Annotated in this window: 13 protein-coding genes; 9 read left to right on the top strand and 4 right to left on the bottom strand. The window is 68.8% G+C overall.

Annotation, left to right across the window (positions count from 1 at the left end; translation table 11 throughout):
- The first annotated feature begins 79 nt into the window (after positions 1–79).
- Complete coding sequence (locus tag LQZ85_RS14065; RefSeq protein WP_230101045.1) at positions 80–2644, top strand: rhamnogalacturonan lyase; 2565 nt, start codon at positions 80–82, stop codon at positions 2642–2644.
- A 99-nt stretch (positions 2645–2743) separates the two neighbouring features.
- Here LQZ85_RS14065 and LQZ85_RS14070 read toward each other — a convergent pair whose 3' ends face one another.
- Positions 2744–4033 (bottom strand): Nramp family divalent metal transporter, encoded by a 1290-nt coding sequence (locus LQZ85_RS14070; protein ID WP_056280409.1) that lies wholly within the window; start codon positions 4031–4033, stop codon positions 2744–2746.
- Positions 4034–4102: 69 nt separating this feature from the next.
- On the opposite strand from LQZ85_RS14070, the gene LQZ85_RS14075 reads away from it, so the two are divergent.
- Positions 4103–4762, top strand: coding sequence for a TrmH family RNA methyltransferase (locus LQZ85_RS14075; RefSeq protein WP_053098015.1), 660 nt, complete (start codon positions 4103–4105; stop codon positions 4760–4762).
- A 71-nt stretch (positions 4763–4833) separates the two neighbouring features.
- Positions 4834–5187 (top strand): VOC family protein, encoded by a 354-nt coding sequence (locus LQZ85_RS14080; protein ID WP_230101046.1) that lies wholly within the window; start codon positions 4834–4836, stop codon positions 5185–5187.
- On the opposite strand, the gene LQZ85_RS14085 is transcribed toward LQZ85_RS14080, so the two are convergent.
- The gene (locus LQZ85_RS14085) at positions 5171–6490 is read right to left on the bottom strand and encodes an MATE family efflux transporter (RefSeq protein ID WP_072592017.1); all 1320 of its coding nucleotides are present in this window, start codon (positions 6488–6490) and stop codon (positions 5171–5173) included. The two genes, LQZ85_RS14080 and LQZ85_RS14085, sit on opposite strands and share 17 nt — an antisense overlap.
- A gap of 112 nt (positions 6491–6602) precedes the next feature.
- On the opposite strand from LQZ85_RS14085, the gene LQZ85_RS14090 reads away from it, so the two are divergent.
- The 4 genes from LQZ85_RS14090 (at position 6603) to LQZ85_RS14105 (ending at position 10675) form a co-directional block, all read left to right on the top strand.
- Positions 6603–7163, top strand: a complete 561-nt coding sequence (locus tag LQZ85_RS14090; RefSeq protein ID WP_230101047.1) for a DUF1992 domain-containing protein — start codon at positions 6603–6605, stop codon at positions 7161–7163.
- A 42-nt stretch (positions 7164–7205) separates the two neighbouring features.
- Positions 7206–9170 carry a M13-type metalloendopeptidase gene (locus LQZ85_RS14095; protein ID WP_230101048.1) on the top strand — a complete coding sequence of 655 codons (1965 nt, stop codon included), beginning with the start codon at positions 7206–7208 and terminating at the stop codon, positions 9168–9170.
- A 180-nt stretch (positions 9171–9350) separates the two neighbouring features.
- Positions 9351–10274, top strand: a complete 924-nt coding sequence (locus tag LQZ85_RS14100) for a serine hydrolase (protein WP_072592014.1) — start codon at positions 9351–9353, stop codon at positions 10272–10274.
- Between the two features lie 47 nt (positions 10275–10321).
- The gene (locus tag LQZ85_RS14105; protein WP_230101049.1) at positions 10322–10675 is read left to right on the top strand and encodes a hypothetical protein; all 354 of its coding nucleotides are present in this window, start codon (positions 10322–10324) and stop codon (positions 10673–10675) included.
- Here the strand turns inward: LQZ85_RS14105 and LQZ85_RS14110 are convergent.
- Both LQZ85_RS14110 and LQZ85_RS14115 read right to left on the bottom strand, forming a co-directional pair.
- Positions 10626–12068, bottom strand: a complete 1443-nt coding sequence (locus LQZ85_RS14110) for an MFS transporter (RefSeq protein ID WP_230101050.1) — start codon at positions 12066–12068, stop codon at positions 10626–10628. The genes LQZ85_RS14105 and LQZ85_RS14110 overlap by 50 nt on opposite strands.
- 53 nt (positions 12069–12121) lie before the next feature.
- On the bottom strand, positions 12122–13585 hold the full coding sequence (locus LQZ85_RS14115; protein WP_187250630.1) for a peptide MFS transporter: 1464 nt from the start codon (positions 13583–13585) through the stop codon (positions 12122–12124).
- Positions 13586–13676: 91 nt separating this feature from the next.
- Here LQZ85_RS14115 and LQZ85_RS14120 point away from each other — a divergent pair, with 91 nt between their 5' ends.
- Both LQZ85_RS14120 and LQZ85_RS14125 read left to right on the top strand, forming a co-directional pair.
- Positions 13677–14366, top strand: a complete 690-nt coding sequence (locus LQZ85_RS14120; protein ID WP_053098006.1) for a GNAT family N-acetyltransferase — start codon at positions 13677–13679, stop codon at positions 14364–14366.
- 105 nt (positions 14367–14471) lie between these two features.
- A complete protein-coding gene (locus tag LQZ85_RS14125) occupies positions 14472–15857 on the top strand; it encodes a glycine--tRNA ligase (RefSeq protein WP_230101051.1) in 1386 nt (461 codons plus the stop codon).
- Positions 15858–15869: the final 12 nt, after the last annotated feature.

The following is a 15869-nucleotide window of genomic DNA, read 5'->3' on the forward strand; positions in this document are numbered from 1 at the left end:
AGAGGAGCGCGGCGGGTAGCTTCGACCGGGCACGGGAAAACGCTATCCGAGCGGGCTGCAGGCCCAGAGATGGATTTCGATGATGAACATCCGACACCGATCATTCCGCGCCGTCGTGGCGCTGGCCGCCGCCGGCTGCCTCGTCGCGGGTGGTGCGCAGAGCGCGGCAGCGGCGTCACCCGCAGCCCCGGCCGCGGGTCGCCACGATCACGGCACCCCGGCACCGCAACTCGAGTCGCTCGACCGCGGACTCGTCGCCGTCTCGACCGCCGAGGGCGTCTTCCTCAGCTGGCGACTCCTTGCGACCGAGACGACGGGCGCGACCGAGACCGGCCTCGCCGGCCCCGACTTCGCCGTCTATCGCGACGGGGCCAAGGTCGCCACGGTCACCGACAGCACGAACTACGCGGATGCCGGCGGCTCCGCCACCTCGGAGTACTCCGTCGTCCCGATCGTGAGCGGCATCGAGCTGACGGCATCCGCGTCGGCATCCGTCACCGCCTGGGCCGACGGTCACCACGACCTGCCCCTGCAGAAGCCGGCCGACGGGGTGACGCCGAAGGGCGAGGCCTACACCTACTCGGCGAACGATGTCTCGGTCGGCGACGTCGACGGCGACGGGCAGTACGAGTACGTCGTGAAGTGGGACCCCTCGAACTCGAAGGACGTCTCGCAGCGCGGCTACACCGGGCCGGTCTATCTCGACACCTACGAGCTCGACGGAACGCTGCTGAATCGCCTGGACCTCGGCGTGAACATCCGCGCCGGAGCGCACTACACGCAGTTCCTCGTCTACGACTTCGACGGCGACGGCCGGTCCGAGACCATGCTGAAGACGGCGCCCGGCACGAAGTCGGTGCAGTATGCCGACGACGGCTCGGTCGCGAGCGAGTCGTACATCACTCTCCCCAAGGACGACCGCAAGGCCGGGTACTCGAACGACGACGACTACCGCCTGAGTGCCGCGGACTACGAGCAGCGTCTGGTCGAGATGTTCCTCGGGTGGAGTGACCGCGAGGAGGTCGTGTCGGGCCAGTGGCCGGCCACTCTCGAAGAGGCGTGGGGCATGCCCGTGACGCACGACTACCCGCTCTCGCCGGAGGCCGCGCAGGAACTGGCGACCACCTTCATCGACGTGTACGCGCCCAGCCGCAGCGCGCGCAACCTGCTGCGGGAGTTCGAGGGCTTCATCGTCGACGGACCCGAGTACCTCACGGTCTTCGACAGCGCGACCGGCAAGGAGCTGCAGACCATCCCGTATCCGACCGAGCGAGGAGACGACGGACTGCTGTGGGGTGACTACGCGATGTCGCGCATCGAGCCGGCGAACCGCGTCGACCGCTTCCTCGCCGGCGTCGGGTACCTCGACGGGCAGCATCCGTCGGCCGTCTTCGCTCGCGGGTACTACACGCGCACGACCGTCACGGCCTTCGACTGGGACGGCAAGCGCCTCACGGAGCGGTGGGGCGTCGACAGCGGCCACGTGCCGATGACGAACCCGTTCAACGACTCCCCGCACGGCCGTGACGGCACCGACCCCGAGTTCGGCACGATCACGACGCAGGGCGATCACTCGCTGAGCTTCGCCGACGTGGATGCCGACGGTAAGCAGGAGCTCGTCTACGGATCGGCGACGATCGACGACGACGGCAGCCTGCTGTACAGCTCGTTCGACGTGCTCCCCGAGGGCAGCGCCGATCCCGGGGCGACCGTGCGCCTGGGCCATGGCGACGCCATGCACGTGACCGATATCGACCCCAGCCGCCCCGGCCTCGAGATCTGGACGGCCCACGAGGGTGCGACGAGCGCACCGTACGGGTCGGTGATGCGTGATGCCGCGACGGGAGAGTCCCTGTTCGGGGCGTACTCGGGTCGCGACACCGGTCGCGCCATGATCGGCGACGTGCGTCCCGACGTGCCGGGTATCGAGGTGTGGTCGAGCATGCCAGGCGGCACCGAGGGCAGCGGACTCCTGAGCGCGACCGGCGAGGTGCTGCAGCCGGAGACGCCAGGCACCAACATGTCGATCCGCTGGGCGGGCGACCTGACGACGCAGCTCGTGAACGGCAGCGGCGCCCAGACGCCGACCATCGACGACTGGACCCGCGGGACGCTCGTCACCGCGACCGGAACGCTCACGAACAACGGCACGAAAGGCAACCCGTCGCTCGTCGCCGATGTGCTGGGGGACTGGCGTGAGGAGCTGCTCGTGCGCACCGTGGACTCGAGCGCGCTGCGGTTCTTCACGACGACCGAGCCGACGGCGCACAAGCTCACGACCCTGATGCACGACGTGCAGTACCGGGCCGAGACCGCGCGTCAGCAGACCACCTACAACCAGCCCGCGTACACCTCGTACTACCTGGCGAGCGACATCGACTGGTCGCAGGTGCCGGTGGTGACCGCGCCGACGACTCCGAAGGCTCCGACCTTCACCGACAAGCCGGGCACCTCCCGCGACGAGGTGAAGGTGCCGAAGAACGTGACAGGCATCAGCTACTACGTGAACGGCGAGAGGGTCGAGGCGCGGGGCGGCAAGGTGAAGGTGACGGGAGAAGTGACCGTCGTCGCCGTCCCCGAGCCCGGATGGCGCATCGCCGACGGCGCGACCTCGCAGTGGACCGAGACTCTCCGCTCTCGCTGACGGCGCGGTGACAGGACGCCGCCCCGAGTCGACTCTTCCCGTGCCGGCTCGGGGCGGTTCTGCGCGCAAGGGTCGTGCTGCGCGCGCGAGGCCGGTCGCTCAGGCGCCCGTCAGCACCAACCAGAGCAGGGCGCCATTGAGCGCGATGAGCAGAACGGATGCCACGATGCCCGCCGCCGTCGTCCAGGTGCGATTCGCCCAGACGCCGAGCGTGCGACGCTGCGCGGTGAGCGCGACGAGGGGGATCAGCGCGAACGGGATGCCGAATGAGAGGACGACCTGGCTGAGCACCAGCGCCAGCGTGGGATCGAAGCCGATGCCGAGGATCACCAGCGCGGGGATCAGGGTCACGAGTCGACGCGCGAGAAGCGGGATGCGCACGTGCAACAGGCCGTGCATGATCTCCGCTCCCGCGTATGCACCGACGGATGTCGAGGCGAGACCGGAGGCCAGCAGCCCGACCGCGAAGAAGGTCGCGACGACAGGCCCGAGTCCCGCGGCGAGCGCGGCATGGGCGCCTTCGAGCGAATCCGTCCCCTCGACACCGGCCAGGTTGGCGGCCGCGAGCAGCAGGATGCCGAGGTTGACGGTGCCCGCGATCACCATCGCGATCGAGACGTCCCAGCGGGTCGCCGTGAGCAGGCGACGGATGCGCGAGGTCTCGGTTCGCGCAGTCTCCGTCGGCCCGTGCGCCGCGGCGGCACCGAACCGATCGCGAGTGAGCGAGGAGTGCGCGTAGATCGCGTGCGGCATGATCGTCGCGCCGAGGATGGAGGCGGCGAGGAGCACCGATCCGGTGCCCTCGAAACGGGGCACCAGGCCACCGACGATGCTCGCGGCATCCGGCGGTGCGATGAAGAGCCCGGCGACGAAGCCGACCGCGATGATCACCATGAGCCCGATGATCACGAACTCGAAGGGCCGAGCGCCGCGGCGGCTCTGCACCGTCAGCAGGACCATCGACACGGCGCCGGTGATGATCCCTCCGAGCAGCAGCGGGATGTCGAACAGCAGGTAGAGGGCGACCGCGCCGCCGATGACCTCGGCCAGATCTGTCGCCATCGCGACGAGCTCGGCCTGCAGCCAGTAGGCCCGACGGGCCCACGGCTTCGTGAGGCGCGCACCCAGAACCTCGGGGAGGCTCTGCCCCGTGACGACGCCGAGCTTCGCCGACAGGTACTGGATCAGCCAGGCCATCACGTTGCCCGCCACCACGACCCAGACCAGCAGGTACCCGTACTGAGCGCCGGCGGTCATGTTGCTCGCCACGTTGCCCGGATCGAGATACGCGACACCGGCGACCAGTGCGGGTCCGAGGAGCCAGAGGCTGCGCGGCGCGGTGGCGCGGGTGGGCGTCGGCCCCTTCTCGACGACAGCATTTTTCGGCATGCCGAAATCGTAGCGGATATTTCGGCGTACCTAAATCTCTGTTGCGGATGCGCCGGATAGCCTGGCTGGATGGATGAGCAGGCGCCCGCGGATGCAGCGGAGACAGGCGGATCGTCGGCCCAGCCCGGATACGGGGTCGGACCCTGGCCCGGCGGCGAGGTCGAGTGGCCTGCGGGGGAGCAGTACGACCCCGAGCTGCTGGCCGTCGGAGACACGCGCAACGTGATCGATCGCTACCGCTACTGGCGGATGGACGCGATCGTCGCCGACCTCGACACCAAGCGGCATCCGTTCCACGTGGCCATCGAGAACTGGCAGCACGACATGAACATCGGCTCGATCGTGCGCAGCGCCAACGCGTTCCTCGCCGACACCGTGCACATCATCGGCCGGCGCCGGTGGAACAAGCGGGGCGCCATGGTCACCGACCGCTATCAGCACGTCGTGCACCATGAGGACGTCGAGGCCTTCACCGCCTGGGCGACCGCCGAAGGCCTGCCGATCGTCGCCGTCGACAACGTCGAGGGCGCAGTGCCCGTCGACCGCGCGGATCTGCCGCAGAGCTGCGTGCTGCTGTTCGGTCAGGAGGGACCGGGTCTCTCGGATGCCGCGCTCGCCGCGGCATCCGCCCACATCGAGATCACGCAGTACGGCTCGACCCGGTCGATCAACGCGAGCGCGGCCGCCGCGGTGATCATGTACGAGTGGTGCCGGAGGCATGCGGGCTGACGGCGGCGTCGGACCCTCTCGACACGATGCCTGCTCGGGCGTAGCGTGAGTGCCGATCTGAGGAGGTCGACATGGCAGCGATCAGTTCCATCCGCCCGTTTCTCTGGTTCGACGGGCGGGCGCAGGAGGCGATGGAGTACTACGTCTCGGTGTTCCCGAACTCGTCGATCGACCAGGTGGTCCTGTACCCCGACGAATCGCTCGATCGACATTTCGAGGGCATGAGCGGCAAGGTCCTCAACGGCGACTTCACCCTGAACGGCTCGCCGTTCGGCTGCCTCGACGGAGGCCCCGAGTTCGCGTTCAACGAGTCGATCTCCTTCGTGATCGGGTGCGAGGATCAGGCCGAGATCGACCACTACTGGCAAGCCCTCTCGGCCGTGCCGGACTCGCGGCGATCGTGCAGTGCTAGACGCCGGCGGTGACCCAGCGACCCGAGCGCACGCGCCAGCCGAGAGTGCCCAGCCGAGCGAGCAGGTAGATGCCGAAGAAGGCGATGGCGAGCCAGATGAGGCCCGCTGACGCATCGACTCCGCTCGCGGCGATGATCCAGAGTGCCGGCAGGAACGGCACGAGATTGATCCCGCCGGCGATCGCGAGGTAGCGCGCGTCGTTCGCCCCCATCAGCACTCCGTCGAGCACGAACACCACCCCGGCGATCGGCTGCGCGAGCGCGAGGATCAGCAGCGCCGGCTGCACGAGCGCCGCGATCTCGGCGTCGCCGGTGAACACGACCCCGAGGACTCCGGAGAGTGCAGCGATGACAGCCCCGACCACGACGCCGAACCACGCGCCCCAGGCCACGGTGCGTTTCAGCACCCGATGCACCTGTCGCTCGTCGCCGGCACCGAGCTCTTTGCCGATCAGCGCCTGTGCGGCGATCGCCAGCGCGTCGAGCGCGAATGCCGCCGCCGAGAAGATCGTGAAGACGATCTGCCATCCGGCGAGCTCCTCGGTGCCGATGCCGGTGGCGACGGCGACCGTCGCGAGCAGAGCGACGCGCAGGCTCACGGTGCGCAGGAACAGCCAGCCGCCCGAGCGCGCTGTGCTGCCCATGCCGTCCCGTCGGGCTTTCAACGATGCGTCATGCCTCGCCGCGAGCCGCCGGATCACGAGGACGTATGCGCCGACCATGCCCCACTGGGCGACGACCGTGCCGGCCGCCGAGCCCGCGATGCCCCAGCCCAGCCCGTAGATGAACACCACGTTGAGCAGCGCGTTGGCCCCGAACCCGAGGCCGGCGATCCACAGGGGAGTCATGGTGTCCTGCATCCCGCGCAGCAGCCCGGTCGCGGCGAACACGATGAGCATGGCCGGGAGCCCCCACATCGAGACGACGAGATAGGCGTTGGCATCGGCGGCCACGGCGTCGCTCGCGCCGAACAGCGAGACCAGCCAGGGGGAGGATGCCGCGCCTGCGGCGGCGAGCACGGCCCCGATCGCGAGGGCGAGCCACATGCCGTTGATCCCGACCGAGACGGCCTCGCCCGGTCTGCCGGCGCCGAACAGTCGGGCCACCGCCGGGGTCGTCGAGTAGGCGAGGAAGACCATGAGTCCGACGATCGTCTGCAGCACCGCACCCGCGATGCCCAGGCCCGCGAGCGGCGTCGTGCCGAGATGTCCGACCAGCGCCGCGTCGACGATGAGGAACGCCGGTTCTGCGATCAGGGCGCCGAGCGCGGGGACGGCGAGGCGCAGGATCTCGCGGTTGAGAGTGCGCTCGGTCATCCTCCGAGCCTATGGGCTGGCGCGGACAGCAGGCGGTGCAGCACGCCCGCTCCGCCCTCCGGATCCGGTGCGGTCGTACCCTGGAAGGACCAGGATGCGACGGAGGTGCATCATGACGGATCTACGGGAGGCCGCGGCGCGGTACCGTGCGCGGCAGCGAAGCCGGGGGGACGGCGAGGACGACAGCGAGTCCGGTGCAGAGCCGGGCATCGCCGCAGCGACGGATCGAGCCGCCTTCATCGAGACGGCGATCCAGGTCGCGATCCGCCGGGGCGATTTCGACGATCTCCCCGGTGCGGGCAAGCCCCTCGAGGGACTCGGAACGCACCACGACCCCGACTGGTGGATCCGACGCAAGATCGAGCAGGAGAACCTGACGGGTCTCGGTCCGCCGGCGATCCTGTTGCGCACCGAGGATCGCGAGCTCGACGACCAGCTCGACCTGCTCGGTCGCGAGGCCGACGTGCGGTCGGTGCTCGAGGACTTCAACGGTCGGGTGCTCGAGGCCCGACGCCAGCTGCAGGGCGGTCCGCCTGTCGTGACGAGTCCACGCGACATCGACGCCGAGGTGGCGGCGTGGGCCGAGCGACGCGCGGCGCGCTTCGCGGCGCGTGCTGCGGAGACGCCGGAGCGGCCCCGGCGACGACGGTTCGGCCTCCGGCGCAGGGCGTGACCCATCCCCCCGAATGTCGGAGCGACGCATAGGCTGGTCGGCATGACCGACGTGCTCCCCTCTGGCCTTGAGACCTCCGAGTTCAGCTCCGACATCCGCCCGCAGGACGACCTCTACCGCCATGTCAACGGCGCCTGGCTCTCCCGCACCGAGATCCCCGGCGACAAGGCGCGGTGGGGGTCCTTCCATCTGCTGGCCGAGCAGGCGGAGAAGGACGTCAGGGCGATCATCGAGGAGTCGCAGGATGCCGAGCCCGGCACTCTCGCCCGCAAGATCGGCGACCTGTTCGCCAGCTTCATGGACACCGAGCGCATCGCCGCGGCCGGGGCGACGCCCCTCGCCGAGACGCTCGCCGAGATCGACGCGATCGACGGCATCCCCGCGTTCCTGCGCACGGTCGGCGCCTACGATCGCGACGGCCGGGCGCACCTGATCGGGTTCTACGTCGACGGCGACCCGGGCAATCCGGAGCGCTACCTCCCGGTGGTCGTGCAGTCGGGCCTGTCGCTGCCGGACGAGAGCTACTTCCGGCTCGACACCTTCGCCGAGACCCGGGCGGCATACCGCGCGCACCTCGAGCGACTGCTCGCGCTCGCCGGAGTCGCGGATGCCGCGGGCACCGCCGACCGCTCGATCGCCCTCGAGACCGAGCTCGCCGGGCACCACTGGGACAACGTGCGCAGCCGCGATGCCGTCGCCACGTACAACCTGAAGACCTGGGCCGAGATCCAGGAGCTCGCCGGTGTCGACCTCGAGCCGTGGCGCGATGCCGTCGCTCCCGGTCGCCCCGAGGCGTTCGCCGAGGTCGTGGTCTCGCAGCCGAGCTTCCTCGAAGGCCTCGGGTCGCTGCTGACCGCCGAGCGTCTCGACGAGTGGAAGGCCTGGCTGCGCGCCCAGGTCGTGCATGCCGCGGCTCCGTATCTGACCGACGACTTCGTGCAGGAGAACTTCTCGTTCTACGGCACCGAGCTCACCGGCGTCCCCTCGATCCGCGAGCGCTGGAAGCGCGGTGTCTCGGTGACCGAGAGCGCGCTGAGCGAGGCGATCGGCAAGGTCTACGTCGAGCGGCACTACCCGCCGACGGCGAAGGCCGCGATGGATGAGCTCGTCGGCAACCTCATCGAGGCCTACCGGCAGAGCATCACCGACCTCGAATGGATGACGGCCGAGACCCGCGAACGCGCACTCGCCAAGCTCGACTCCTTCACGCCGAAGATCGGGCACCCTGCCGTGTGGCGCGACTACTCGAGCCTCGAGATCGACCGCGCCGACCTGTTCGGCAACGTGCGCCGTGCGGCGATCTTCGAGCACGACCGCAACGTCGCGAAGGTCGGCAAGCCGATCGACCGTGACGAATGGCACATGCCGCCGCAGATGGTCAACGCCTACTACAACCCCTCGATGAACGAGATCGTGTTCCCGGCGGCGATCCTGCAGTACCCGTTCTTCGACGCGTCGCGCGACGCGGCCGCCAACTACGGCGGCATCGGCGCGGTCATCGGTCACGAGATCGGTCACGGATTCGACGACCAGGGCAGCCGTTACGACGGTGACGGCAAGCTCGAGGACTGGTGGACGGATGCCGATCGCTCCGCGTTCGAGCAGCGCACCAAGGCCCTCATCGCGCAGTACGACGAACTCGTGCCTGAGGGACTCGCCGCCGAGCACCACGTCAACGGCGCGCTGACGATCGGTGAGAACATCGGCGACCTGGGCGGTCTCGGCATCGCGCTCAAGGCGTATGAGATCGCACTCGACGGCGCCGAGGCGCCGGTCATCGACGGCTACACCGGCGTGCAGCGCCTCCTGCTGTCGTGGGCGCAGGTCTGGCAGCAGAAGAGCCGCGACGCCGAGACGCTGCGCCTGCTCACGATCGATCCGCACTCTCCGAACGAGTTCCGGTGCAACCAGATCGTCCGCAACATCGATGCGTTCTACGAGGCGTTCGACGTGACCGAGACCGACGCGCTGTGGCTGCCGCAGGACTCGCGCGTGACCATCTGGTGAGCGCTCCGGCCTCGGCGATCGCGCCGGGTCGGGGTGCCCTGCTGTCTGCCGGATGACGTTCTGATGACCGTATACCGGAGTATGTAGGGCATCCTCACCTGGCGGGGTTACGATATCCGTGCTGCGGCGGATGGACACCGCAGCATCCCGCCAATCCAACCCCCCTGTTAAGGATCACGCGTGGGTGCTTCCGAGCCTGCCGACGGCCCGCCGCTGGCCTCGCTGCGCCGCTCTCAGCGGACCAGCCGACGCTTGCCGCGCCGTGCTGCCGCGGGGCGCAGGTCGTTCACCTCGACCTTGCGGGCGCTCGAACAGCTGGCGGATGCCGGGGCCCAGGTATCGGTGCATGTCGTCGATCTCGACAACCACACGCACGTCCTCGCGGGCGACGACCATGTGACCATGCCGGTCGCCGGACTCGGTGTCGTGCCCCTGCTGATCGAGGTGGCGGCCGCGTTCGAGGCGGGCACGCTCGATCCGCTCGAGATCGTCGAGCGCACCGCCGTCGATCCGGTGTCGACGTCGGGGCTCTGGCGCCACCTGCACGCGCCCGCCCTGCCGCTCGAAGACCTCGCCGTGCTCGCGGCCACGGCCGGCGACCCCATCGCGGTCAACGCTCTGCTGCAGCGCGTCGGCCACGACCGGGTGCGCGAGCGCATCGAGGCTCTCGGACTGCGCCGCACCGCCGTTCTCGATCGATTCCGTGACGAGCGCGGCCCCGATGATGCTCCGCACGTCGCCGTGGGCTCTGCACGCGAGTTCGCGGGTCTCTTCTCGGCGCTCGTGAATTCCCAGGTGGTGGGGGCGTCGGTGAGCGCTCAGGTGTCCGAGTGGCTGAGCCTCAATCAGGATCTGAGCCTGGTGGCATCCGCCACCGGCCTCGACCCGTTCGCACACGACCACGACGCGCACGGCCTGCTGTTCATCAACAAGACCGGCCGCGACCGCGGCGTGCGTGCCGAAGCGGGAGTGCTCGCCGGGCCGCGCGCGGGTGTGGCCTACTCCCTGATCGTCTGCTTCGACGATCTGTCGATCACGCACCGACTCCGCGCGCACGACGCCTTCCGCGTCCTCGGGGTCGAGCTCATGGAGTACACCCACTGATCGCATTCCACGCCCGACGCGACGTCGGCCGCGGTTAGCATCGAGCAATGCCCCGTACAGACTGGACCCCGCATCGTCGTGATGACGGAGAACTGCTCGGTTGGATCCATCCGGAAGGCGAGGCCTGGGTCGCGATCGATGTGCTCGGGCGCGCGGTGTCCGGGCCGACGGAGTGGCTCGACGCCGAGGCGGCCCTGGAGGACCACGGGATCGCGTGGCTCGCCGACCCGTGGATGCTCGAGGGCGAGGCCGAGCGCCCCCTGCGCGTGCGCATCGTCGAGGTCACGCCCGATGGCGAGGGGAGATCGTTCGTGGACTGCGGGCGCCGGCGTGCGCGGTGTGCGTGCGCGGTCAGCCCGGCAGCGAGGGGTGCTGCTCGGACGAGCGCTGGCGGGGGATGAACAGCGACAGGACGAGAGCGACGATTCCGGCGGCGATCGCGAGCCAGAAGCACACGTCGAACGCCGCCCTCGTCGGCACGGATACCCCGCCGACGTCGATGCTCATCGCGGCCAGCACGCCGCCCATCACGGCAGACGCGCTCGACGTGCCGACCGAGCGGAAGAGGGCGTTGAGTCCGTTCGAGGCGCCGGTCTCGTTCGCGGGCACCGACCGCATGATGATCATCGGCATGGCGGCGAATGTGAAGCCGATGCCGACGCCGATCAGCAGGTTGCCCACCAGGATGTGCCACACCTCGCTCGACCACAGGAGCACGAAGACGTAGGCGAGCACGATGGCTCCCGCGCCGACGGTGAACAGCGGACGAGGTCCGACGGTGCGCTCGAGCCATCCCGACAAGGGTGAGATCACCATCATCACGAGGCCGGCGGGCATGATGATCAGCGACGCCGAGACCATGTCGAGCCCGAAGCCCGCACCCGAGGCCGCGGGGCCCTCGAGCAGCTGCGGGAACGTCACGTTCGACGCGAACAGCGCGAAGCCCATCCCGATCGCGGCGATGTTGGTGAAGAGCACGGCGGGGCGCGCGGCGACCCGCAGGTCGAGGAGCGGATCGTTCGTCCGCAGCTGGTACCAGCCCCAGACGAGCAGTACGCCCACGCCGCCGATGATGCAGGTGAGGGTCAGCGGTGCCGTCCAGCCCCACTCGGCACCGCGAGACACGAACAGCAGGATGCCGGTGAGTCCGATCGCGAGTCCGATGGCGCCGAGCACATCGAGGCGTCCGGGGAACCGCAGCACATCCTCGGGGATCACGAGGAGTACCAGCGCGAGACCCACGACGCCGAGAGCCGCGGCGAGCCAGAACAGCCAGTGCCAGTCCGCGTTCACGGCCAGCAGCGCGGCGACCGGCATCCCGATCGCGCCTCCGACGCCCATGGTCGCGCTCATCAGGGCGACGGCCGTGCCCAGGCGTTCGGGAGGCAGCACGTCGCGCATGATCGCGATGCCGAGCGGCACCACACCCGTCACCGCGCCTTGGAGTGCTCGACCGATGATGACTCCGACGATCGAGCCCGACAGTGCGGCGATCAGGGAGCCGAGGATGAGCAGCCCGAGCAGCACGATCACCACTCGGCGCTTGCCGTACATGTCGCCGAGCCGGCCCGAGATCGGAGTGGCGACGGCGGCGACGAGCAGCGTGATCGTGACGACCCAGGTGGTGTCCTCGCGAGACGCGTTCAGCAGGCGCGGCAGCTCGGCCTGCAGGGGCACGACGAGCGTGAACATGAACGACGAGCAGAGGCCCGCGAAGGCCAGGACGGCGACGATGGCCCACTTGGGTGGTGTTCGGGAGAGTCTTCTGCGCGCGCGATCTTCGTTCTCTCCCATCGCTTCAGGCTATCGGCGTCCGCGACACCGGAGGCGCGAGGACGATGCGATCGTCAGCTCACGCCTTTCATCAGTCGCAGCACCGGCTTGACGGCGAACAGCAGACCGAGGCCGACCACGATCGCTATCGCGCCGAGGATCGAGAAGTACGGCACCTCGTTCTTCGGGTCGTAGAACTGCACGAGCCAGCCCGAGATCGCGGTGCCGAGTGCGATCGACAGGAAGAACAGCGCCACCATCTGGGTGTGGAACACCTTCGGCGCGAGCTTCGTCGTGACCGACAGCCCCACGGGAGAGATGAGCAGCTCGGCCACGGTGAACACGAAGAGGATGCCGACGATCGCGAGCAGGGGCGTGGAGTTGGCGCCGCCGCCTGCGAACGGCAGGAACAGCAGGAACGCCGCACCCATGATGATCGCTCCCAGTGCGAACTTCACCGGGGTGGAGGGCTGGCGCGGGCCGAGGCGCGTCCAGATCGCCGCGAAGACGCCGGAGAGGATGATGATGAACACGGGGTTGATCGACTGGACCCACGAGACGGGCATCTCGAATCCGAAGATGTTGCGGTCGAGGCGCTCGTCGGAATAGACCGTGAGCACGGTGAACTGCTGCTGGTACAGCGACCAGAACGCGACGCTCGTGATGAAGAGCGGCAGGAACCCCCACACGCGGGAGCGCTCGGTGCCGTCGATCCGCCGACTGCTGAGGATGACGGCGAAGTACGCGACCGTCGCGATGATGGTTCCGATGATGACGATGTCCGCCAGGTTGTCGGCCTGGATCACGCCGATGAGCACCAGCACCGCGATGAGCGCGACGGCTGCGACCGCGACGATCGCGACCAGCGGATAGCGCGACCGGGGGAGCGGGTTCGGCACGCGGCGCGCCTCGTCCGGCAGCGCCTTGCGGCCGAAGGAGTACTGCACCAGCCCCAGCGTCATCCCGATCGCGGCGAGGCCGAAGCCATAGTGGAATCCGAGCGACGACTGCAGGATGCCGGTGAGGATCGGGCCCAGGAAGGCCCCGAGGTTGATGCCGAGGTAGAACAGCGAGAATCCGGCATCCCGGCGGGTGTCGTCGGCGCTGTAGAGGGTTCCGACGACCGACGTGGCGTTCGCCTTGAGGCCACCGGATCCGAGGGCGACGAGCACGAGCCCGACGCCGACTCCGATGAACCCGGGAAGCAGGGCCAGGGCGACGTGCCCGCCGACGATCACGATCGCACTGATGAACAGCACTCGCTCCGACCCCAGCATCCGGTCGGCGATCCACGCGCCGAGGATGGTCGAGAGGTAGACCGACCCTCCATAGGCGCCGACGATGCCGCCGGCGACGGCCTGCGAGAGTCCGAGGCCACCCTCGGTGACCGAGAAGTACAGGTAGATCAGCAGGATTCCCTGCATGCCGTAGAAGCTGAAGCGCTCCCACATCTCGACTCCGAAGATGTGGACGAGCGCCCAGGGCTGCCCGAAGAACCTGGTGTCGGACTTCTCGGCGGTCGTATCGCTGGTTGACATCCCTCCACGGTACGCCCGCTCGCGGCATGGTTCCCAGACCGTTCGCGTCGCTCGATTCCGAAAACGGCGACCGGAGGGGCAGACTGGGGGCGTGCGAACCATCCGTGATCTGGACACCGTTGAACTCATCATCGACGCGCAGGGCCTGCTCGACTCCATCCGGGGCCCCGAGCGCGTGATCGACGCCGGCACGCTGCGCGCCCTGCAGCAATCCGGCAACTACGTCGTCGGCCTCTTCGACGCCGAGAGCGGCGAAGAGCGGATGGTGGGCGCGTCGATCGCGTTCTTCGGCGCACCTGGACGCCGGGCGATGCACTCGCACATCACGGCACTGCTGCCCGACTACCGCGGACGCGGGTGGGGGCGCGAGCTCAAGGAGCACCAGCGCCAGTGGGCGTTCTCGCGCGATGTCGGCCGCATCACCTGGACGTTCGATCCGCTCGTCGCCCGCAACGCGCACTTCTTCCTCACCGTTCTCGGCGCACGTGTCACCGGATACTCCGTCAACCGCTACGGCATCTTCGGCGGCGGGGATGCCGGGGACGAGAGCGACCGACTCGACGTCGAGTGGGCTCTCGCCGACATCGCCAAGCCACCGGCATCCGACGCGATCGTCGAGACGCTGGAGATCCCCTCGGACATCGAGACCATGCGCATCGAGGATCCGGAGGCGGCGCACGAGTGGCGCACGCGGCTGCGCGCGCAGATGGAGGGGCTGCTGGGCAGCGGCCTCGCTCTCTCGGGGTTCGATGTCGAGAAGGGCTACCTCTTCACGGCCTGAGCGCCGCACACCTGGCCTCGCCGGGGTCCTGACGCGAAGCGGTCGCGGATAAGATTGAGGTGCCCGTGATCACGGGCTTTCCCACCGCCGACCATTGGAGCCACCGTGGCCGAACAGTCCCGTCTAGACAAGGTCATCGCCCTTGCCCGCCACCGCGGGTTCGTCTTCCAGGCGGGTGAGATCTACGGCGGTTCGCGGTCCGCGTGGGATTACGGTCCCCTCGGCACCGAGCTCAAGGAGAACATCCGCCGCCAGTGGTGGCAGACGTTCGTGCGCGGCCGCGGCGATATGGTCGGCCTTGACTCGAGCATCATCCTGCCCAAGCGCGTGTGGGAGGCGTCCGGTCACGTCGCGACCTTCACCGATCCGCTGGTCGAGTGCCTCAGCTGCCACAAGCGCTTCCGTGCCGACAACCTGATCGAGGACTTCGAGGCGCGCAAGGGCCGCAAGGCGGAGAACGGCCTCGCCGATGTGCCGTGCCCGAACTGCGGCACGAAGGGACAGTACACCGAGCCCAAGTCGTTCTCGGGTCTCGTCAAGACCTACCTGGGAGTCGTCGACGACGAGTCCGGGCTGCACTTCCTGCGCCCCGAGACGGCTCAGGGCATCTTCGTGAACTTCTCGAACGTGCTCACCGCCAGCCGCAAGAAGCCGCCGTTCGGCATCGGCCAGGTCGGCAAGGCGTTCCGCAACGAGATCACGCCCGGAAACTTCATCTTCCGCACCCGTGAGTTCGAGCAGATGGAGATCGAGTTCTTCACGCCGCCCGCAGAGGCTCAGGAGTGGTTCGACCACTGGGTCGAGGCGTGCTGGAACTGGTTCATCGATCTGGGCATCGACCCCGAGAACATGCGCCAGTTCGACGTTCCCGAAGATGACCGCGCGCACTATTCGGCCGGCACCATCGACGTCGAGTACCGCTTCGGGTTCACGGGCAAGGAGTGGGGTGAGCTCATGGGCGTCGCGAACCGCACCGATTACGACCTGTCGAGCCACAGCGAAGCCTCGGGCCAGAGCCTGACCTACTTCGACCAGGCCACCGGCGACCGTTACACGCCCTACGTGATCGAGCCCTCGTTCGGCCTCACTCGCGCCATGATGGCGTTCCTCGTGGACGCGTATCGCGAAGAAGAGGTGCCGAACGCCAAGGGCGGCACCGATGTGCGCACCGTGCTCAAGCTCGACCCGCGTCTCGCCCCTGTCAAAGCCGCCGTATTGCCGCTGAGCCGCAACGAGCGCCTGTCGCCGCTGGCGCGCGAGGTCGCTGACACGCTGCGCAGTGCGTGGGCCGTCGACTTCGACGACGCGGGCGCGATCGGCCGTCGCTACCGCCGTCAGGACGAGATCGGCACACCGTTCTGCGTCACGATCGACTTCGACTCGCTCGACGACCGTGCGGTCACCGTGCGCGAGCGCGACACGATGGCGCAGGAGCGCGTCTCGATCGACGATCTGCACGAGTACCTGGCTGAGCGTCTCAAGGGCGCCTGACGCGCGGACCAC

It is taken from the genome of Microbacterium sp. Bi98, from assembly GCF_918698045.1.
GTDB lineage: Bacteria > Actinomycetota > Actinomycetes > Actinomycetales > Microbacteriaceae > Microbacterium.